Origin of the sequence: Parafrankia colletiae, assembly GCF_001854655.1 — a bacterium.
Lineage (GTDB): Bacteria > Actinomycetota > Actinomycetes > Frankiales > Frankiaceae > Parafrankia > Parafrankia colletiae.
Genome location: NZ_MBLM01000002.1, coordinates 141,784 through 160,250, shown reverse-complemented (window position 1 = coordinate 160,250; position 18,467 = coordinate 141,784). Strand labels below are relative to the sequence as shown.

General features: G+C 69.6%; 25 protein-coding genes and 1 pseudogene. 20 read left to right on the top strand and 6 right to left on the bottom strand.

The window, feature by feature from the left end; all coding sequences use genetic code 11:
- Window positions 1–200: 200 nt before the first annotated feature.
- Window positions 201–278 (bottom strand): annotated as a pseudogene (locus tag CC117_RS40195) (hypothetical protein); the annotation flags it as partial.
- Window positions 279–520: 242 nt separating this feature from the next.
- Here CC117_RS40195 and CC117_RS00795 point away from each other — a divergent pair.
- Complete coding sequence (locus CC117_RS00795; RefSeq protein WP_071081775.1) at window positions 521–712, top strand: hypothetical protein; 192 nt, start codon at window positions 521–523, stop codon at window positions 710–712.
- A 52-nt stretch (window positions 713–764) separates the two neighbouring features.
- Window positions 765–1,058, top strand: coding sequence for a hypothetical protein (locus tag CC117_RS00790; RefSeq protein ID WP_020459780.1), 294 nt, complete (start codon window positions 765–767; stop codon window positions 1,056–1,058).
- A 200-nt stretch (window positions 1,059–1,258) separates the two neighbouring features.
- Here CC117_RS00790 and CC117_RS00785 read toward each other — a convergent pair whose 3' ends face one another.
- The 5 genes from CC117_RS00785 to CC117_RS00770 form a co-directional block, all read right to left on the bottom strand.
- On the bottom strand, window positions 1,259–2,500 hold the full coding sequence (locus tag CC117_RS00785; protein ID WP_071081774.1) for a pentapeptide repeat-containing protein: 1,242 nt from the start codon (window positions 2,498–2,500) through the stop codon (window positions 1,259–1,261).
- Between the two features lie 527 nt (window positions 2,501–3,027).
- Window positions 3,028–3,903, bottom strand: a complete 876-nt coding sequence (locus tag CC117_RS36960; protein ID WP_131802987.1) for a hypothetical protein — start codon at window positions 3,901–3,903, stop codon at window positions 3,028–3,030.
- 925 nt (window positions 3,904–4,828) lie between these two features.
- Window positions 4,829–6,649 (bottom strand): NACHT domain-containing protein, encoded by a 1,821-nt coding sequence (locus tag CC117_RS00780; protein WP_084131169.1) that lies wholly within the window; start codon window positions 6,647–6,649, stop codon window positions 4,829–4,831.
- 257 nt (window positions 6,650–6,906) lie between these two features.
- Complete coding sequence (locus CC117_RS00775; protein WP_071081773.1) at window positions 6,907–7,290, bottom strand: hypothetical protein; 384 nt, start codon at window positions 7,288–7,290, stop codon at window positions 6,907–6,909.
- A 182-nt stretch (window positions 7,291–7,472) separates the two neighbouring features.
- On the bottom strand, window positions 7,473–8,372 hold the full coding sequence (locus CC117_RS00770) for a helix-turn-helix domain-containing protein (protein ID WP_084131167.1): 900 nt from the start codon (window positions 8,370–8,372) through the stop codon (window positions 7,473–7,475).
- A gap of 341 nt (window positions 8,373–8,713) precedes the next feature.
- On the opposite strand from CC117_RS00770, the gene CC117_RS00765 reads away from it, so the two are divergent.
- From CC117_RS00765 to CC117_RS00690, 18 genes are all read left to right on the top strand, one after another.
- Complete coding sequence (locus CC117_RS00765) at window positions 8,714–9,019, top strand: hypothetical protein (RefSeq protein WP_071081772.1); 306 nt, start codon at window positions 8,714–8,716, stop codon at window positions 9,017–9,019.
- Complete coding sequence (locus CC117_RS00760) at window positions 9,016–9,234, top strand: hypothetical protein (RefSeq protein WP_131802986.1); 219 nt, start codon at window positions 9,016–9,018, stop codon at window positions 9,232–9,234. Before CC117_RS00765 ends, CC117_RS00760 begins: the two co-directional genes overlap by 4 nt.
- Window positions 9,231–9,485, top strand: coding sequence for a hypothetical protein (locus CC117_RS00755; protein ID WP_071081770.1), 255 nt, complete (start codon window positions 9,231–9,233; stop codon window positions 9,483–9,485). The genes CC117_RS00760 and CC117_RS00755 overlap by 4 nt, the downstream gene beginning before the upstream one ends.
- Complete coding sequence (locus tag CC117_RS37200) at window positions 9,482–9,622, top strand: hypothetical protein (protein WP_157905332.1); 141 nt, start codon at window positions 9,482–9,484, stop codon at window positions 9,620–9,622. Before CC117_RS00755 ends, CC117_RS37200 begins: the two co-directional genes overlap by 4 nt.
- A 113-nt stretch (window positions 9,623–9,735) precedes the next feature.
- The gene (locus CC117_RS00750; RefSeq protein ID WP_071081769.1) at window positions 9,736–9,933 is read left to right on the top strand and encodes a hypothetical protein; all 198 of its coding nucleotides are present in this window, start codon (window positions 9,736–9,738) and stop codon (window positions 9,931–9,933) included.
- A gap of 103 nt (window positions 9,934–10,036) precedes the next feature.
- Window positions 10,037–10,297: a helix-turn-helix domain-containing protein gene (locus CC117_RS00745; protein WP_071081768.1), complete on the top strand. Its 261-nt coding sequence runs from the start codon at window positions 10,037–10,039 to the stop codon at window positions 10,295–10,297.
- Window positions 10,294–11,442, top strand: a complete 1,149-nt coding sequence (locus tag CC117_RS37785) for a hypothetical protein (RefSeq protein WP_071081767.1) — start codon at window positions 10,294–10,296, stop codon at window positions 11,440–11,442. Before CC117_RS00745 ends, CC117_RS37785 begins: the two co-directional genes overlap by 4 nt.
- Window positions 11,439–11,690: a hypothetical protein gene (locus tag CC117_RS00735; protein ID WP_071081766.1), complete on the top strand. Its 252-nt coding sequence runs from the start codon at window positions 11,439–11,441 to the stop codon at window positions 11,688–11,690. Before CC117_RS37785 ends, CC117_RS00735 begins: the two co-directional genes overlap by 4 nt.
- Window positions 11,690–13,837, top strand: a complete 2,148-nt coding sequence (locus CC117_RS00730; protein ID WP_071081765.1) for a cell division protein FtsK — start codon at window positions 11,690–11,692, stop codon at window positions 13,835–13,837. The genes CC117_RS00735 and CC117_RS00730 overlap by 1 nt, the downstream gene beginning before the upstream one ends.
- 233 nt (window positions 13,838–14,070) lie before the next feature.
- Complete coding sequence (locus tag CC117_RS00725) at window positions 14,071–14,256, top strand: hypothetical protein (RefSeq protein ID WP_071081764.1); 186 nt, start codon at window positions 14,071–14,073, stop codon at window positions 14,254–14,256.
- 36 nt (window positions 14,257–14,292) lie between these two features.
- Window positions 14,293–14,634 carry a hypothetical protein gene (locus tag CC117_RS00720; protein ID WP_071081763.1) on the top strand — a complete coding sequence of 114 codons (342 nt, stop codon included), beginning with the start codon at window positions 14,293–14,295 and terminating at the stop codon, window positions 14,632–14,634.
- A 61-nt stretch (window positions 14,635–14,695) separates the two neighbouring features.
- Window positions 14,696–14,986, top strand: coding sequence for a hypothetical protein (locus CC117_RS00715; RefSeq protein WP_071081762.1), 291 nt, complete (start codon window positions 14,696–14,698; stop codon window positions 14,984–14,986).
- Window positions 14,987–15,059: 73 nt separating this feature from the next.
- Window positions 15,060–15,227 carry a hypothetical protein gene (locus CC117_RS37195; protein ID WP_157905331.1) on the top strand — a complete coding sequence of 56 codons (168 nt, stop codon included), beginning with the start codon at window positions 15,060–15,062 and terminating at the stop codon, window positions 15,225–15,227.
- Window positions 15,224–15,442 carry a hypothetical protein gene (locus tag CC117_RS00710; protein ID WP_071081761.1) on the top strand — a complete coding sequence of 73 codons (219 nt, stop codon included), beginning with the start codon at window positions 15,224–15,226 and terminating at the stop codon, window positions 15,440–15,442. Before CC117_RS37195 ends, CC117_RS00710 begins: the two co-directional genes overlap by 4 nt.
- Window position 15,443: 1 nt before the next feature.
- Window positions 15,444–16,151: a hypothetical protein gene (locus CC117_RS00705; protein WP_071081760.1), complete on the top strand. Its 708-nt coding sequence runs from the start codon at window positions 15,444–15,446 to the stop codon at window positions 16,149–16,151.
- Window positions 16,152–16,230: 79 nt separating this feature from the next.
- Window positions 16,231–16,473, top strand: coding sequence for a hypothetical protein (locus CC117_RS00700; protein ID WP_071081759.1), 243 nt, complete (start codon window positions 16,231–16,233; stop codon window positions 16,471–16,473).
- Window positions 16,474–16,566: 93 nt separating this feature from the next.
- The gene (locus CC117_RS00695) at window positions 16,567–16,947 is read left to right on the top strand and encodes a hypothetical protein (protein WP_131802985.1); all 381 of its coding nucleotides are present in this window, start codon (window positions 16,567–16,569) and stop codon (window positions 16,945–16,947) included.
- Between the two features lie 590 nt (window positions 16,948–17,537).
- Complete coding sequence (locus CC117_RS00690) at window positions 17,538–18,434, top strand: bifunctional DNA primase/polymerase (protein WP_071081757.1); 897 nt, start codon at window positions 17,538–17,540, stop codon at window positions 18,432–18,434.
- Window positions 18,435–18,467 lie beyond the last annotated feature (33 nt).

Sequence of the window (18,467 nt, the reverse complement as noted above, 5' to 3'; positions counted from 1 at the left end):
CGGAACCTGTTCTGCCGGGTCGACCGGCCTCGTGCGGCGGGGGCCATCTCGAACTCCGAGGCGCCGCTCCGAGCAGAACCGAGCCTGGCTGCGGCTGTGTCGATGGGTTTCGTGTACGGCACGCCGRCACGGGCGGTCGGGCTACCGACCCGCCGCCCGGGCCGGGTACCGTCTCTGCTTCCAGGGGAAACGCGAGAGCGCTAGCCCCTGAGCAGGGCGCGGGACATGACGATCCGCTGGATCTGGTTCGTGCCCTCGTAGATCTGGGTGATCTTCGCTAATGTGGGCTGATCATGCCTTCTACCTGCGCGTTTAAGGTGTCGCGCACCTGGTGGGCGTTGCCGAATCCACGCCATGTCCACGCAGGCTTGATTTCGGCCCGAACTCTGCCCCCAGGGACCGTCCCTGGCGTCCGGGCGGGCGCGCTGGCCCCTTGGGGTCGCCCAGGCCGCCACGGTCAGCCATCATGGATGAAGCTACGGTTGGGTTGGTGCGGTGCGCATCGGTAGGGAGGCTGACCATGGACCCGGCGACGCGGCCCTACCCTGCGCCACACGAGTGGGTTGATGAACCCGACGCTGACACCAAGCGCGCGATCGACGAGGCCCACGAGGACGTCGAGGCGGGCCGTACCGTCCTCTGCCTGTCCGACGCGGCGTTCGATGCCCTCCTCGACCAGCTGGCCGCCGAGGAGCACCCCAAGGCAAGCTGAGTAGCCGCGACCTCCTCACCAGGGCAGGCGATCACCGCACTATCGTGACCACGTGCCCACGTACGAGCAGGTGGCCCGCTTCATGGCGGAGTACGCGCGGCTGACTCCCGAGCAGCGGCGAGCGTTCCGCCGCGCGGTCGCACTGTTCCGTGAGGGCCTGGAGACGGGTCAGTTCCACCCGAGCCTCGGAGTGAAGGGCTTCCGCTCGGAGCCGGGCGTATTCGAGCTGCGCTGGGCGAAGGACGGCCGGGCACTGTGGGAGTACGGCGAGCCCGTTCCGGGCCGCGACGGCCCGCATGTCCGCTGGCTGCGGATCGGCACCCACGACATCTACAAAAGCCGATAGCCGTCGCCACTGTCCCGTCACCGCAATGCCGGTGGACTTCCCCACCCCCCCCGTAGAGGAGATGGCCCCCGCCTCCTCGACGCCTGCCAGACCCGGTTCCAGCTGGGGCTGGTGCCGCCAGGCCGGCCAGTGCGGTGGGCGGGGACCATCGGGGTGGGAGCCGCCGCTCAAGGTGGGCTGGGAGCCGAACCCCAGTCCGGTCAAGCCCCGCCGGTGCCGCCTGAGGTCCAGGACGCCGGCCGTACCAAGCCCGCGGGTAAACGCGTTTCCGCGTCCCCCTCCGCGACATCCAGCTGCGTCTGGTCCAATCCCACTGCTCCGGTGAGATCGGCCCCGTCTAGGCGGGTGCGAACGAGTTTCGCCCCTCGCATCTGAGCGCCGGTGAGATCGGCCTCGCCAAGCCGGGCGTCCGTGAAATTTGTGCGAACAAGACGAGCATTGGTGAGATCTGCGCGGACCAGACGGGCATCGGTGAGGTCTGCGCCACCAAGCTGGGCGCCGACGAGAACTGCCCCGTCTAGCAAGGCGTCGACGAGTCGTGCCCCGCCCAACTGTGCGTCAGCGAGAATCGCGTTGGCCAATCGAGCATCCGTGAGAATTGCCCAATCGAGCCGGGTACGGGTGAGGTTCGCCGCGCCCATTTGCGCGCCGGTCAGGTCTGATTCCTTCAACGATGCGCCGGTAAGGTCCACGCCTCCCATACGCGCGCTCGTGAGATCGGCCTCGTCCAAGTCGGCTCCGGCGAGGTTGGTGCCGGTGAGGGTGATAGCGGCGAGGCTGGCAGGGCCGTTGAGATTGGCACCGGACAGATCGCATCGCGGGACGTCGTCACGGACCGGAAGCCGGGCGAGAACCTGGACAGCGGCGCGGATATCAGCTGCCGGCCGCACTGCCAGGGCATCGCTCTCTTCGGCTGGAGCTTGCCGTAAGTCCGAGTCAGTGCTCCGGATCCGGACGAAGGCGGACAGTACCTCCACCACAGTCCGTTGGTCGGCAGGGGAATCGATGGCGATACGCTCCAAGGCGTAGATGCCGCCCAAACGGACCGTTTCGTTGTCGCTCGTGCCGAGCTGGTCGACCGCGCGGGTGTAAAGCTCCCGCACATGGGTGTTAGCGTTCGCATCCCGCTCCCGGGAGTCGGCTGCCTCGTTCGCCCGCCGGGTCTCCTCGTTCGCTCGCCTCACTTCGGCGTTCGCGTGTCGGGTCTCGTCCAGCGCGATCAGACCGCCGGCCACCGCCGTTAGCGCCGCAGCGGCCGTCAACAGCCCGCCCTGCAACGCCGCGCGGGCTTGGACCGCCCCGTCGCTGTTTCCGGGGTACATCCGGTCCGGCAGATGCCAGATCCCCAACACCGCCGCCACGGCTCCGGCCGCGGCGATCCCAGCGCAGATCCACAGCCACCGCCGGCTTGCTCGCCGACGTGCCCCCCCGTTGTCAGCCATAGGCAGGGTTGTACGCCCTCGTGACAGGTGGGATACGGACACCCCCGCCCCGTAGAGGAGATGGCCCCCCGCCTCCTGGAGGCCTGCGAGATCCGCCGGGGGGTCCCGACCCAGCTGGGACCGGCACCAGCCAGGACCGGCTCGGCTACCGCTGTGGGGGCGGGGGCCATCTCCCACCCGGACGCGCTGCTCGCGGCGACGCTCGCTGGCTGCGGTCGACCGGGCACCGAAGGGGCGCCCACCGGGACGGAAGGGAGTCGATCTGTCTGCCCACGATGCTCCCCAGCGGTCCAACCGACGTCCGTCAGCTTGGGCATATGGATGGTAGACGGGGTGGAGATGACCGTTCGCTTGTAAGGCGCAGTCCGATCCTTGCGGCAGCGGAACTTGCAGAGGTCGCGACGTCCACCGGTGTCCATGGTCGTCCGCCGACATCCGCGGTCGTTGCTACAGCCGCTGCTACACCCTGCCAGGCGGAGCAGGGTGTAGCCRGTGTCATCTGCAAACTGAGGAGAGTCAATCCGCAACTACTTGCAACGAGCGCCTTCGCCTGACCTAATTCTCATTATTGAGATAGTCCACCATGGGGCGTGGGTGTCACACGCCGTGCGCTCCAGAACCACCGAAGTCTTTACGTATTTGATATCCCGTGGATCGTCAACAAGGATCGTCGTCCAAGCGGGAGTCGATGAGATTACGTAGCCGGTAGTTGTTTCTCCCGTCAACTTTATTGTCTCCCTTGGGAGCCAAGGGGTGGTGCCGGAGAAAAGAGTGTATGAGGCAACTCCGACAATCAGGAGCAGCTGAGATTTTAGGTATGGATTAAGAGTGCCGTCGCTCCTGCGGAACGCCAGCTCGCGACCCTTGTCGGGCGAATTAATCGGAGTGGGTGCTAGATTTGCGAGATGCTCTCGAAGTGAAGCGCGCTCCTTCAGTAGGCCATCAATCTCATCTGCAGTCGAATCTGGATCCTCGGTGAATCTTAGTTTGCRCACCTCGGCGTTTATCTTGACGATACGCGCTGAGGCCTCCTCCATCCCCAGCTTGTCGGCGCTATCGGGCGATTCTGAGTGGCGCCTAGTTCTCCAACCTCTGAAGGCATGCCCTGCCTTGCGTGAGAAGTATAGAACAACGTAGAGTGCCGTTACTCCAACTCCAGTGACCGGCATAATTGCAACCGCGAAAGAGAGAGGCAGCAGCATGTGTGTCTTCTTGAAGAAGATCACCCTAAACCCATACGCCGTGAAAGTGGTAATCACGATCATGGCTGCGACTATCGGGAGCGCCTCTGTAGCTATCCAGAATCCTACTTTTGACGCAGTCGATTCGGYGAGAAGTGCGGCCGCAACGTTCGACTTACCCTTTGATATGAGAAGTATTCTTAGTGTCAGAAAGACGCTCAAGGTTGCGGCAATACTCAGGGCGGGATTCGCTGAAGCCCAAGCCAGAAATTGTCGCGAAGTTTGCGCATTGTCGAAATTTTCGGCCGCGTCGGCAGTCATTCGCCCCCCGATACCATGATCAAAGGGTCTATTTTAGGTCAACCGATAGGTGTGCATTGGATTGGGGTCTTGGYCGGGATGGTCCGCGGCCGGTCGCGAGAGTTGGCCGATGGCCTATCGAATACGTCGCACCCGCCCGAACGCTGGGAGTCGTGCGAGGGGAGGGCCCATGCCGCAGCGCGGTCCTCGGTACCTTGGCTTGGCCGCCAGTGAACAGTGGCGGTGCGGGGCGTCGACGCGCCGGCGAGCATGGGCCGCCAGCGCCACGCGCAGCCRTCGCGCGGCGTAGGTCCTGCGCCGCGCTYGATCTGAGAGCGAGTATTTCGGCAAGAAGAGCTTGCCGGCTGCGGGCATCCTCCTGGCGCCGCCCGCGGCCACCGATGCGACGGCCCTACGGGCCCCGCCCGGCGAACGCCTAAACCCCGGTGACATGATGACAATCGCGGTTTCAAGGGCTGTTTTTGCAGGTCAGCGGGTATGAAGTGCTGTCACCCAGGAGTGGTGACAGGGCGGTGACACCGGTGACATGCGAGCGGCCTCACGGCGGGAAAGTCCCGAACCCCGGTGACACGGTGACAATCGGCCTTCTGGTGGCTGTTTCCGCAGGTCAAAGCGGGTCCGACCCTGTCACCAGGGCCGGTGACAGGCCGGTGACACCGGTGACAGCCGTCCGGCCCCACGCCGGAGAAGTCCCGAACCCCGGTGACACGGTGACAATCGGCCTTCTGGCGAGTGTTTCCGCAGGCGAGGGCGGCTGCGGAGCTGTCACCAGGGGTGGTGACACCCCGGTGACAGCGGTGACAGGCGCGGAAGGTGCGCGCCCGGGTCACGGCGGCCCAGCGAGGTATCGCTGGAGGTTCGCGTGCCGGAACTCCCACACCGCGCCGGCCTGGCGCAGAACACCGCGGGCGTGGGCGTCTTCGAGGAAGGCGATGAGGCGCAGGGGTTGCTGGCGGCGGGCGGCGAGCCACAGCCGGGCCAGTCCTAATCGCGCCCAGGCCGAGCCACGTCCGACAAGCGCTAGCCCGGCCACGAGTCCGCATGCGAGCCCGCCTGCGGGGCCGATTGTGAAGCTGGCCGCGAGGGCGATCACGAGGCTAATTATGAGAGCAGCCACCAGCGTTTTTGTCCGATTGCCGGCAAGAAAGATTCTCGGGGTCGGCTCACGTTGGATATCCCTGGCGGCATCGGGGCCGAACCCATCCGCGTGCCCGCCAGTGAGCCCGACTGCAACCCCGAACGCGAGGCCGGACGCTGGCCCGAATGTGACTCCAGTCGCGAGCCCGGCCGGGGGCCCGAACGCAATGGCAGGCAAGATGCGCGGCGCGGCACGATCAAGCTCCCACCAGGCGAGGCTGGTGGTGTGCAGGCGGTGTTCGAGGTGGCGGGCGAGGAAGGTGAGGTAGCCGGTGGCCTGCTCGGCGGTCCAGCGGGTGGACTGGTCGGGGTGGGGCCGGTAGGCGGCGGGGATGAAGCCGGCGAGTAGGTGCTGTTCGACGGCGGCCGCGGTGGGCAGGGCGGTCAGGTCGGTGGGGTTGGGGAGGCCGAGGGTGGTTTCGCCTGGGTGGGGGTTGTAGATGGTGCCGGCGAGGAAAGCGGCCAGTGGGGTGGCGAGCGCCTGGGCGACGGGTGAGGCGGGATTCGCGAGGGCGGTCAGTGCCTGTGCCCATCGGGCTGGACCGTCAGCGCCAGCACCGGCCAGTAGGTAGTCCCTGACCGCTGTCGTGGTGAGGGGTGTCAGGCGGATGGCGGCGGCGCCGTTGAGGTGGATTGGTCGTAGGTCGGGGCGTTGCTGTACGGCTGTGYGGAACTCTGCGGGGCGGCAGCTCAGGACGACTCCGATGTTGCTGCGCAGGCCGTCGTTGATGGCGCGCATGGCCTTGTCTMTGCCGCCGGCGCGGATTTCGTCGAGGCCGTCGAGGACGGGCAGGATCAGTCCGGCGTCGAGGAGCGCTCCAGCTCGCTTACGACCGGTGGAGCTGTCGACAGCGGCCAGGTGCGGGTACTCCCGCAGGATCTGGCCTTCCAGCCAGGAGTAGAGGCTCGGGCCATCAGGGTTCCACGACGCCAACGGCACCAGCAGCGGCACGGGCTGGCCAGGCTGGCGGCGGGCGAGCGCGTCGAGGACGAACCGCAGCAACAGGATCGTCTTACCGGCCCCGGGCTCGCCGAGCACAACGAGGCGTCCGCAGGGACTGCGGTCGTAGGCCGTCAGCAGAGCTCCGTTGCCCGCGAGGTCGTCCCGGCCGCTGCCCGGGGCCGCCGATGCCGGCCCGCTGCGTCCGACCGCAGCCTGTGCAAGCAGCTCAGGCCAGGTGTAGACCAAGTCGGCGTCGGCAGCCTGCCAGAACACCTCCAGCGGTGGGCGGCCCACCCCACGGCGGGTCGCTTCCTTGTCCCACTGGTCGTAGACCAGGTTGGCGAGCCGGTCGGCGGCCTTCTCGATGTCGAGGTCACCCGAGCGTGCAGCGGCCTTGTCCGCGAGAAGGGCAGCGACCGGGAGCAGCACTCCGACCGCGACCAGCACCACAGCCCAGCCGTTTGGCTGCCCGGACAGCAGCCCCACTACGCCGGCGAGTACGGCCGCGCCGCCGGCTATCAGCCAGATCGGCCGCGGTGCTCTCCCACGTCCCCCGTTGACGCTCATAGCGAGCAATCATCCACACTGTGCACACATTGGGTCGGCAGGGGGCGCAGGGTGAGAGATGGCCCCGCCCCCACGACGCCAGCCGGGCTGGTCCTGGCGGTGCCGGACCCAGCTGGGACCGGTGCCCCCGAGCGGCTCTCGCAGGCGTCGAGGAGGCGGGGGGCCATCTCCTCGACGGGGCGGGAGTGCGGCAGATCCGCGCCGCGAACCCCGGTGACAGCGGTGAGAATCGGCCTTCTGGCGGCTGTTTCCGCAGCTCAGAGAAACTCGTCGCGCTCCCCGGCCGGTGGCAGGCGGCCACCGTAGAGTGCTTGGCTTGCCGCCGCCGCCTCGATGTCGTCACCGGCGTTTGGTCCGCCGAACAGAAGCAGCGTGCCGTGCGTCCGGATGGCTTTCTCCACGACAGAGAGCCCCGACAGGGAGCAGTCCCACCGAAAGTCTGAATTGCGGTCGATGACGAACCAACCTGAGCTCAGCGAGCTCGACCAGTCGTCATCCAGCAGGGGGACGGCCTTGGGATGGTTCACGACTTCACTCTCCACCTGTGGGAGCCGCCACAGGAGCACGCGCCGATCGATCGCCTCCTCGGGATGGATGTCGTCCGGATCGTCCGCGTAGAGCCCTCGCGGCTCGAACTCCAAGACGATCGTCGCAGGTTCGGCTCGACCCTCTAGACCATGGCGGACCAGCAGGACGGCCTGTATCCAGGCGCCCCCAGCTCTCCGGCGCCCGGTACGGATGTGTTGATACACGGACTCCATGATCTGACACTTGGCGCCGGCTCGTCCCCGGTTCCGCGGAGGGGTTGATGAGCGACGGGCAGTCAGGGCGTGTCGACTGGCTGCCGCCACTCGCGGCCCCCGGCCCAGAGATGGTCGAAGTGTGCTTTGTACTGGTCGAACGCGCCGCCGTCCTGCTTGCGGCGTAGGTGGAAGGTCAAGCTGCCATGTCCTAGGCGGTCTGCGATGTGCTCGGAAACGAGTGACTCTCGGTCGAAGGTGAAGATTGATCGAGAAACGTGGGCCTCCGCGTTGATGTTGGACAACCGCACTTCRAGGCCTGGGAGCTGGCCCAGCCTTCCGAGTTCGTCAAGGGTGATGTTGATGCGCGTGGTGAGGTCAAGCTGTGCGTGTTCGATCTCCTGGCGTCRCCGGGTGACCGCGCCTTCCGGGTCGCCGAGGAGGATGCGGATGTTGACGCCGGACTCGGCCTTCTCACGGATCGTTTCGGCGAAGTTGGGGCGTTCGGTCCAGAAGAAGTAGTTGGTGTAGCCGCCAAGGAGGATCTCGGTCTGGGCGTCCCGGATGAGCTGGTCCCATAGATCACCTGGGACTCTGGATCGGGTGGGGTAGACGTCGATGATCTCGCGGGCGGAGTTCTGCTGGTAGCGCCGGACGACCTCTCCGATCAGCACGTCGTCGCTGATCTGCGTGGGATCGACGTACCTGGCGTAGCCCGATAGGTCGTGTGTGCTCGGTGTCCACAGGCCGAGCTGGCGACGGGTCTCGATGAGCGGTATCTCAAGCGTGGCGGCGATCTGTTCGGCCGCTTCGCTGGAGACCTCGTACTGGCCTCGTTCGTAGGCGGACACGCGCGTCTGGTTCAGTCCGAGCCGTCGCGCGAGGTCGCTACCGCTCCAGCCCCGCGCCTCGCGCTGATTCCTGAGCCAGGTTCCCGCGCCCTGGAGCCGCTGCTGCCGATCTTGGGTCTCTTCTTCACTCATACTCAAAAGCTTAGGCCGCTGACACCTAGCGCTAGACGTCTGGAGCGACAAACCGTGACGTAGCGGACAGCTCGTAACGCTAGCGGCTTCACGTTGACAGCTAAGCGCTTAGCGTCTAGCTTTATGAGTGTTGAGACGGGAGGCAACCCGTCGAAGCAGCCGGGCCTTCTGGACATGAAGAAGGCCCGGGTGGGAGGCAACCCACACCGGGCCAGACACGCCTCTGACAGCGCTCTTCGAGCGTACCTGTGTCTGTGCACGTCGTGGCGCCTTCCGCACCTGTCTGTTGGTGCGTCTCCTGACCTTCCGGGGTCAGGAGACCGATCGGGAGGACAGCGCTCATGACGCTTCCTGTGCTGACCGCCGCCCCGGACCCCGGGGACGGCCCTGACTCCTACCTGCCGGTGCTGCGCGACCTGTCTCTGGACGGCTACCTGGCCTTCACGGGTGCGCTCGACCAGGCTCGGCACCTGGTGACGATGCACCGTCGGGACGCTGACAACCCGGCGCTGCCCGCCGTCACCCGCGCGCAGGCCGCCGCCGTCGCCACGACCGTGCAGGCCACGCTCCAGCTCTTCGCCGCCCTCATCGACGACCGCACCGACCTCGACACGCCACACGCCGAGGGCTTGGGGGTGGCGGCGTGAACCGCGCTCGTATGGACGCCGCGCTCAAGACCGCCCGCGACATGGTGGCCGCGGAGCGGGAGCTGGCCGCTGACGTCGACGAACTCGACCACACCCGCAAGTCCGCCGACCTGGCCGCGTTCGTCATGCAGGACGTCGTCGACGTCTTCGCCGACGCGCTCTCCAGCACCAGCAAGAAGACCAAGGGCAGCAAGACCCGGACGGGCCGGCGATGACCCGCCATAGGCGAGGGGCGCGGGCGCGCTACGACCTCGGTGACGGCGAGTTCCTCGACGTGGAGGTCCTCCGTCTCGCCCGGGACGGCGAGTCCGACTCGACCGGCATCACCGCGCCGGACGAGAACAGCCTCGACGAGCCCCACTACTGGCTGCGCGGGAAGGGCTTCGCGCCCTTCCTCGGCGCCGAGTCCGAGATCAGCTACGCCCAGGCCGACCGTGGCAGGAAGACCCGGAGGCGGATCGCATGATCACCGCCCCCTCTGCTGCCCCGGCCACCCCGCCGCCGGCCGCACCGACGACCAAGGTCACGGTCTGCTCCGAGTGCCTGTCGGTGCTGTTCGACGGTGTCGGGCACGACCAGCTGTGCTCCCGGACCGGCGGCTGACCCCCGCGCCGGCCGCGTCCGGTCGCCGCTAACCCACCCCTTTTTTGTTGTCTGCCGGCCGGCAGGTCCCGTCTCTGCCGGCCGGCCCTCTTCGCCTTCCCTGGAGCACCCCCATGACCGAGATCGACCAGGACCAGGCCCTGTTCCCGTGGCATCTGTTCATCGACGGAGAGCTGTACACCTCGGCGCAAACCCTGCCCGACCTTAAGGAGCTACGGAACTCGCTGCGCGACGTGCCGGGCTTCCGCCACCACCGCTTCGAGTACCGCTACGGCTCGCTGGACCGGCTCCTCGGCAAGGACTCGCGATGACCCTCCGTCGTCCGCCCCTGGCCTTCGTCCTGCACGTCGCCGCCACGTACTGCGCCAGCGCCCAGCCCACCCCCGCCTCACCTGTCCGTCCAGGAGACCCCCGATGACCGTCCTGACCACCACCCCCGACGCCGCGGCCTCGGTCGATCCGCTGGCGGAGCTGCCGCCGCTGATCTCGGTGGAGAAGGCCGCCGCGGTCATGGGCTTTTCCCGGGCGTCGGCCTACCGCTACATCAAGGCCGGTGAGCTGCCGTCGAAGAAGCTCGGCGGCCGGGTGTTCGTCGTCACCGCGCACCTGCGCGCCCTGCTCACCCCCGACATCCCAGCGCCGGCCGAGGTGGTCGAGGTGGGTGATCCAACATGAAGTACCGGATCGAAACCGAGGAGTATCCCGACACCCACACCGTCGACGGGGTGACCGCCCCGGTCGCCCGCACCCGCCGGATAGCGGTGCCGGTCCTGCCGCGTGACTGGGACGCCCTGGCTGTGCGGGCGGTGGTTGGCCTGGTCCTGGCGCTCACGCTCGTGTCGATCACGTGGTCGACGGTGAGCATCGCGCACCTGCTGGACGGGACGTGGACGGCGTACCTGGCCGCGTCCGTGTTCGACCTGGCCTGGTGCGCGGCGCTGGGCATGGCCTACCTCGTGCGGTTCCGCCCGGACCGCCGCAAGGTGGTCGACCGGGTCGGGTGGGCGCTGCTCGCGGTCACGGTGACCGCGATCGGCCTGGAGGGCTACCAGTCTGGCGGGATCGCGATGGCGTGCATCGGCGCGTCCGTGTCGATCGCTGCGAAGGCGCTGTGGTGGACGCTCGGGCATGCGACCCGCCCGGAGCTGACGGCGGATGACGCGCAGTGGGTCGCCGCCCAGATCTCGAACGCGAGTGCGCAGTTGGCGGTTGCCTCGGTGCGTCGCCAGGTTGCCCGCGCCCAGGACCGGGCGGCCGCCGAACTCCTCGCGATGGAAGCGTCGCGCCGCCCGCCGTTCGGCACCGTCCTCGCCGCCGACGGTGCGGCACCCGCCGCGCTGCCCACCGCCGACCCGCCGGCGGGCAGCGTCGCAGCGTCTGGCGCAGCGCCGGCCGTCGCGCTCGACGCGGCCCCCGCGGCCGCGGTGGAGCGCCTCGACGGGGTGGTTGGCAGTGCGGCGTTGGGGGCGGTGGGCAGTACGGATGAAGCACTGCCACGAACTGGCGGTGAGCTGGTGGAACAGGCCACCGCGCCGCAGCCCACGAGCCGCCCCGCGAAGCAGCCCGCGAGCCGCCCTGCGGTGCGGCCAAACCGCGGAGTTCCGGTGCCGCGCGCCGCCCGGGCGACGCAGGCCGCGGCGCGCACGGATGCCGAGCTGCTCGCCGCCCTCGACGCTTTGGGCGACGCGGCCGCGGGCCTGTCGGTGCGGGGTGCGGCGGCGTACCTGGCGATCGGGGAGACCCGCGCGAAGCGGCTCCTGGCCGAGCACGCGACCCGCCGTCACCCGCTGTCGCTGGTGAAGACCGAGGCCGCGTCATGACCCGCGGGAGCGTGCACGACGACCTGCGCCGGCTGCCCTGGTGGGTCGCCGTCGCCCTGACCGTCCTCGCCCTGGTCGTCCTCGCGCTGCGCGCGGTCGGCCTCGCCGTCGCCGTGGTCGTGACCACCGCCGAGCGCCTCGACGTCGCTGCCGCGATCCGCGCCGGGATCACCCCGCTGGGCGCGTCGTCCTGGCTGATCTCCACCGCTGTTCCTGCCCCTGACTGGACCCGTATGGGAGGTGAGTGATGACCGAACAGCCTGATGCCCTGAACGACTCCCAGCCTGGTGGGGTTGTCGTGCCTGGCCCGTGGACCCCGACTGTCGCTCCCGGGGGAGAGGGCGAGGCCCTGCACGGTGAGGTGCTCGACCAGCAGGGCAACGTGGTCGTCCCCGACCCCGCTGGTCCGCCCGCGCGGCGCACGGGGTCGGTGCCCCTGCCGGCGCTGCCGGCCGGCGGAAAGGAGCTTGCCCGTACCGCGGGCCGGGTGGTGGTGCAGTCCGCCCAGGGGCACGCCGTACTCGCCCGCCGCGCGGCCGACGCCGCCACCCATGCGGTGATCCGGGAGCAGATCCGCGGGGCCCGCGCCCGGGGGGATGCGGCGGAGCTGGCCGAGTGGTTGGACCGGCTGCGGGTGGCGAAGGCCGAACGCCGGGCCCGGGTGGCGACCCTGCCCGCGGTGCTCAAGGCCGCCGGGATCTCGACGCTGGCCGCGCTGGTGGTCGTGGTCGGGGTGGTGCTGACCGCCGGCATCCTCGTCGGTGTGGTCCACCCCCTGGGAGTGGGCTGGGGCGACTACTGGGGATTCGTGGGCTGGCTGCTGGGCCTGCTGGTCACCGCGGTCACCGTGCTGGTCCCGCTCGCCGCCGCCGGGGTCGTGCCGGCCTGGCTGGTCATCACCCACCGGGCCGGGCGGGCCGCGGACGCCCCGAGCTGGGTTGCCACCTCTACCGACGACGACGTGGACATCGTCATCGACGAACGTGCCCTCACTCAGGCGTTGGCCGCGCTGCGGATCAAGCAGATCACCGACTACCTCAAGAAGGCCCCGTTGCAGTACGTGGTGCCTGCCCGTAAGGACGGCCGGGGCACCTACGCGCTGATCCGGCTGCCCGGCGGCCTGCCGGCCAGCTACGTCGAGGCGCAGGCGAAGCGGGAATCGATCGCGGCGAGTCTGCATCGGCGGGTCAACGAGGTGTGGCTGCGCACCGGGGAGGACGCCGGCCTGCTCGATGTGTGGATCGCGGACCCGGGCGCGCTCAAGGAGGGCGCCGGGCCATACCCGCTGCTGACCGACGGGTTYGTCGACGTGTTCCGCGGGGTGCCGTTCGGCCGCAGCCTGCGCGGGGACGCGCTGGTCGCGCCGGTGATGGAACGCAACACCATCACCGGTGGTCAGCCCGGCCAGGGCAAAAGCTCCTCGGCCCGGACGATCCTGGCCGGGGCGTCGCTGGACATCACCGCGGAACTGCGGATCTGGGTGCCGGACACGAACTTCGACTTCGAGTACTTCAAGCCCCGCTGCTCCCGCTACGTCATGGGCGTCGAGGACGACAAGATCCGCCAGATCCTCGACGATCTCCGTGAGCTGCACGCCGAAGTCCAGGCCCGCGGCCAGCTCCTTGTCGATCACGAGATCGATGTCGTCAACCGGAAGATCGCCAGTCAGGGGGTGGGGCTGCACCCGCTGTTCTGCCTGCTCGAAGAAGCCCACGTCGCGATCCAGCACCCCGTCTACGGCAAGGAGATCGCCCAACTCCTCATCGACATCGTCAAGCTCGGACGCAAGCGCGGCATCCACATGATCGTGAGCACGCAGGCGCCGACGAAGGACTCGATGCCCCGCGACGTCACCCGTAACTGCTCCAACGGCATCGCCTACGCCGTCGGGGACCACGTCGCCAACGACGCCCTGCTCGGCCAAGGCGCCTACCGGGCCGGTCACCGGGCCACCGAACTGATCCCGGGCACCGACCGGGGCACCGCCCTGGTCAAGGGGTTCACCGGGGAGCGCTCGGTCATGGCCCAGACCTACTTCATCGACGTCAAGCAGGTCCCCGCCCTCATCAGGCGCTCCCTCGACGAACTGGACCGCAAGGGCCTGCCCGTCCCCGGCGCTCCCCGCCAACAGGCGCAGCCCGAGGACCGGGACCTGCTCGACGACCTCGACCAGGTGCTCGGCACCGACGTCATCCCGATCGCGAAGGTCCCGCCGCTGCTGCTCAACCTCGCCCCTACCTGGCCCGCCTACAAGGGCCTGACCGGCCCCGCGCTGGTCAAGCTCCTGGCCGCCGAGGGGATCAAGGTGCCGTCCACCGCCAACCGCTACCCCCTCGATCCGGTCACTGTCCGTGAGGAGATCGGGCGGCGAGCCACCGCCGACCTCGACGAGTGAGTGAGCCGGCCGCGCCCCTCCGAACCGCCCCTGCCGGCCCTCACAGCGGGCCGCTCTAACCACCTCGCCAGGGCCCCACTCCTCTAACTTTCCCCAGCTCAGCACCGTCACGGGCCCCCTGAACCCGCCGGGTTAGAAATCTAACTCGCTTYCGGCGATCTAACTGCCCGCGAGCCTCGTTCGGCACGCCCAAAACCAGTCACACAGAGTGACCGATCTTCGGAAGGACCTCCATGCCCCGCCCCCACATCTGCCCCGAATGCCACGAGCTCGCCGTCCACCGCCGGCCCTGGAAGGACCGGACCGACTACGCCGCCCACGGGCTGAAGACCCCCGAGTGGGCGCACGGCGACGGCACCCCGCTCTGCCCCGTCATCGGCCCCCGCGGCTACCAGCCCGCCCAGCCCGCCAAGCGCTGACCACCAACCACCCCACCCTCACGGAAGGACCCGACCATGGCACGCACAACCAAGAGCAAGATCTGCCCCGACTGCAAAGGCAAAGGCAAGAAGGGCGCCCAGCTCTGCCGGGCCTGCAACCCCTCCAGCGCCCTCGGGGACATCGCCGCCGGTGCCGCCCGCCGCGCCGCCAACCGGCTCAACGGCCGCGCGATCCGCCTCACCGACCTCGGTACCGCGTCGACCAGCCGCGGATCACGGACCATCCGCGCCTCCGACGGCCTGCCGTCCGGCGGCTCCGGCTACGTCTGCAGCTGCGGCGCCACCACCTGGCTGAACGTCAACTCCCGCGGCAAGACCAGCTGCCTGCCCGGCCACGGCTGCAACCCCCGCCGCTAATCCCCACCCCCGACCCGCCGGCCGTCACGAGACGACCGCACCTCTTCGGACGGAGAACCCCTTGGCCCTTACCCGCACCCCACCCCTGGTCGACCCCGCCACCCTGCGCCCCGGCGACATCATCGCCGCCCCCCACACCCGCCGAACCCTGATCATCGTCGGCCGCATCGAACCCCCCACCAGCCCCGACACCACCGCCGCCGGCTCCGACGACGCCGAGGCCGAGGCCGACTCCCCACCGCCGTGGGTCATCCACGGCAGCCACCTCGGCACCGGCGCCCCCGCCGAAATCCCCCTCGACGACGGCGAGCAGGTCGCACTGCACCGACCCGCCGGTCTCCACCAGCACTGACCAGACCCGCCGGTCCGGCCACCACGGCCGGACCGGCGGCCCGACCGCCACAACCCCCCCAAGGACGCCCCCGATGACCGAGGCCACCCCCGCCGACGAACTCGCCGCCCTCGAACGCGCCACCGACGAGCACCGGACCTGGCTCGCCCGCGAGACCTGCCCCCACACCCGGCTGATCATCCGCGACGAACTCGCCGCCCTGCGCCGCGCGAAAGCCGACCTGCGCCAGGACACCCCATGACCGCCACCCCCGGCCCGGAGCACTGCGACTACTGCGACCAGCTCGCCACCCACCTCTACGACACCGAATCCCTGTGCCGGACCCACCAGCGCGAACACGGCACCCGCCACTTCGTCACACCGGCGGAGACCCGCCGCGCCCGCGACAAGGCCACTCGCCGCACCCGTGCGCACGCCCGCACCCCCGACCGAGCCACGACCAGCAAGGAGAACTGACATGGGCCTGTTCGGTTCGAAGAAGAAGCCCACCCCACCGCCGCCCCCGCCCGCGCAGCGCAGGACCACCAAGACCACCGGTACGAAGAAGCGGCCGGCGGCACCGAAGCCGCCCGCGGCGAAGAAGGACACGAAGGCGACCGCCGCCACACCGTCGCCCGCGGCCAAGAACCGCAGGACCGCCGCTGCTGCGACGACCACCCCGCCCCGCAAGACCAAGACGGCCAGCACCACGGCACCGAAGAAGACGCCCCCGGCCACCCCCGTTGAGCCCATCGAGACCCTCCTGTGGGAAGCCCGCCACGGCGCGGACACCGGGACACGCCTGAAGGCCCGCCAGAAGATCAAGGCGCATCCGCACGGCAACCGCCGTGAGGTCCGCGCGGCGCTGAACGACATCGACATCGACCAGCGGCGGGCTGGACGGATGACCGACACCGACATCGCCCGTTCCTCGCGCTACATGGACCGCGAGGTGTGGGGGCCCGAAGCCGTCGCCCGACGCAGGACCGCCCGCGCAGGCCAGGAGAACGACCCCCGCGCCGCGGTGCGCAACCAGGTTGTCGCCCAGGTCTGCGAGCGCTACAAGGCGGACAAGATCGCACCGCACGAAGTCGTCCTCAAGGACAACGGCGAGATCTGGATCGACCGGCGCGCCAAGGACCCGCGCGCCACCCCGCTGCAGGTCGGACGCTGGGACCCGAAGTGACCCTCGCCGCCAACCTCCACCGGAAGATCGCCGATCTGACCCCGGACGTCACCCAACTCCGCCGCGCGCTGGCCGCGTCATGAGCACGACCAGCATTCCCCGAGGCCCCGGGATCCGCCAGTTCATCACCAGCGTCACCCCTACCGGTACCGACCCCGAACGGTTCTGGCGGAAGGTCGTCAACATCTGCGCCGAAGTGGACAGCGAGACCGAAGCGGCCTTCGAACTGAACGCCTGGTACGGCCTGACAGCGCCACGCGCCCGGATCCTCTACCGGGTGGCCTCAGGTCGGGTCGGCGARATCACGCACATCGACCCATGAACCTGCCGTCCGTCCAGTGACCCACCGCCGGCCGTGCGGCACCCCCACCCGCACGGCCGGCCCCACCCCAACGTTCCGGAGGAGACGAACCCGATGGTGTCTACGACCACTCCCGCGCTTGACCTGGCCGGGCAGCTCTGGGCCGCGGACCTCGCCTACCTGACCGCTGTCGAGCAGTACTGGGCCACCGGCCTCGACCTGCCCGACACCGACCCCCGCGTCGCCCACCTGCTCGACCTCGGTGACCAGTGCCTCGACCTGATCGACGAGCTGGAACAGCGCGCCGGCCACGCCCTCGCGATCAGGCTGAACGACCTGGCAACCAGCCCCGAACTGGAACTGATCCCCGACGTCACCACCGCCGCCGCCGTCCTGCGCGTGTTCGCCACCGACCTCTACATCGCCGACGCCGAAGCGCTCCAACCCGGCCGCGAACTCCCCGCCGTCGGGATCTGGGCCGACCTCACCGACTGACCACCCCACCGAATCCGGTCGAGGAGACCGCATGCCCGGACCTTCCGCCGCARCGGCCCACGCGGCCGCCTGCACTCCTCTGAGCTGGCACAACACGAGTTGGGCAACCACCCCACCGGCGGTGAGGCAACCTGCCTGCGACCTGGCCCTGACAGACCCGGCCGCCCACGGGCCCGGCGAGCAGACGACCGGAACCGCTTGCCGCCGTGCTTGCTCCCGTACTTGCCACCAGGCTTGGTCCCGTACGTGCTGCCGTGCTTGCTGCGACAGCACCCCGCCGGACCGCGAAAGGCCAGGCCACCCCGGCCAGGCAACCAGCTCAGCCGCACCCGACATGTCTTCTCGCCCCGTGGTGGGCGCGTCGTCGACTCCCGCCGCTCCCACCGGGATCCCACCACCGCCGGCGTGGGCCGCGGCGGTTCCCGCGCCGCGGCCTGCCCGCTGGCCCCTCGGACGGATCGAGCGCTGCCTCACTGTCGCATCGCGGCCGCGCAGGGCCCCTTCCCTACGTGCAGACCCTCCCGGCCACCTCCGGTCAAACCCGGCACCGGCCGGCCACCACCGCCCGCGCTGGAAGGGAAGGCAGCACCGTGACTACCCCTGACTCCCTGGCCCTGCTCACTGCCGCCCGCGGCTACATCGCCCGCGGCTGGCACGTGTTCGTCCTCGGACGCACCAAGCGGCCGGTCGCGAACTGCGAGCCCTGCGCACACGCCGGGCCGGACCACGACCGGGAGGCCTGCCCCTGCCTGACGTGTCACGGCTTCTACGCCGCCACCCTCGACCCGGACCGCATCGCCGCCATGCTCACCGCGGTCCCCGACGGGCTGCTCGCGATCCGCACCGGCGCGGTCTCCGGCCTGACGATTGTGGACATCGACCCGCGCAACGGCGGGCAGCTCGACCGGGCGCTGATGAACCCGACCGCGACCGTGGCCACCCCCGGCGGGGGCTGGCACCTCTACTACCAACACCCCGGCCGGGCACTGCCCGGCAAGCTCCCCGGCCGACCCGGGATCGACATCAAGACCGACGGCGGGCTCGTCGTCGCACCACCGTCCACACCGGCCGGCGCCCCCCGCGGCTACCGATGGACCTCCCCGGCCCGTCCCGTCGAGGAGATGGCCCCCCGCCTCCTCCGGCTCTGCCAGGTCCGCACGGGGGCTCCCGACCCAGCTGGGACCGGCACCGCCAAGACCAGCTCGGCTACCGCTGTGGGGGCGGGGGCGGGGGCCATCTCCTACCCGGATGCGCTGCTCGCGGCGACGCTGGCGGCGGTCGACCAGGCGCCGCAGGGCCGGCGGCGGGTGACCTTGTACGGCGCCGCCCGCGGCCTGGCCCGCATGGTCACCGCCGACGCCCTCACCGCCTCCGCCGCCGTCGACGCCCTCACCACGACCGGTGAACGCAACGGCCAGAGCACCCGCGACATCCGCGGCGCGATCAAAGGCGGCTTCGAAGCCGAAGGCCTGACCTCACCCCTCTAACCCGACCCAACCCACCACACCAGACCACCCGAA

Coding starts and splice junctions, on each gene's coding strand:
- CC117_RS37785 (WP_071081767.1), top strand. CDS start 10,294: ATGAAGTACCGGATCGAAACCGAGGAGTATCCCGACACCCACACCGTC.
- CC117_RS00705 (WP_071081760.1), top strand. CDS start 15,444: ATGGGCCTGTTCGGTTCGAAGAAGAAGCCCACCCCACCGCCGCCCCCG.
- CC117_RS00755 (WP_071081770.1), top strand. CDS start 9,231: ATGACCCGCCATAGGCGAGGGGCGCGGGCGCGCTACGACCTCGGTGAC.
- CC117_RS00750 (WP_071081769.1), top strand. CDS start 9,736: ATGACCGAGATCGACCAGGACCAGGCCCTGTTCCCGTGGCATCTGTTC.
- CC117_RS00785 (WP_071081774.1), bottom strand. CDS start 2,500: ATGGCTGACAACGGGGGGGCACGTCGGCGAGCAAGCCGGCGGTGGCTG.
- CC117_RS00710 (WP_071081761.1), top strand. CDS start 15,224: ATGACCGCCACCCCCGGCCCGGAGCACTGCGACTACTGCGACCAGCTC.
- CC117_RS00695 (WP_131802985.1), top strand. CDS start 16,567: ATGGTGTCTACGACCACTCCCGCGCTTGACCTGGCCGGGCAGCTCTGG.
- CC117_RS00795 (WP_071081775.1), top strand. CDS start 521: ATGGACCCGGCGACGCGGCCCTACCCTGCGCCACACGAGTGGGTTGAT.
- CC117_RS00725 (WP_071081764.1), top strand. CDS start 14,071: ATGCCCCGCCCCCACATCTGCCCCGAATGCCACGAGCTCGCCGTCCAC.
- CC117_RS37200 (WP_157905332.1), top strand. CDS start 9,482: ATGATCACCGCCCCCTCTGCTGCCCCGGCCACCCCGCCGCCGGCCGCA.
- CC117_RS37195 (WP_157905331.1), top strand. CDS start 15,060: ATGACCGAGGCCACCCCCGCCGACGAACTCGCCGCCCTCGAACGCGCC.
- CC117_RS00745 (WP_071081768.1), top strand. CDS start 10,037: ATGACCGTCCTGACCACCACCCCCGACGCCGCGGCCTCGGTCGATCCG.
- CC117_RS00765 (WP_071081772.1), top strand. CDS start 8,714: ATGACGCTTCCTGTGCTGACCGCCGCCCCGGACCCCGGGGACGGCCCT.
- CC117_RS00720 (WP_071081763.1), top strand. CDS start 14,293: ATGGCACGCACAACCAAGAGCAAGATCTGCCCCGACTGCAAAGGCAAA.
- CC117_RS00735 (WP_071081766.1), top strand. CDS start 11,439: ATGACCCGCGGGAGCGTGCACGACGACCTGCGCCGGCTGCCCTGGTGG.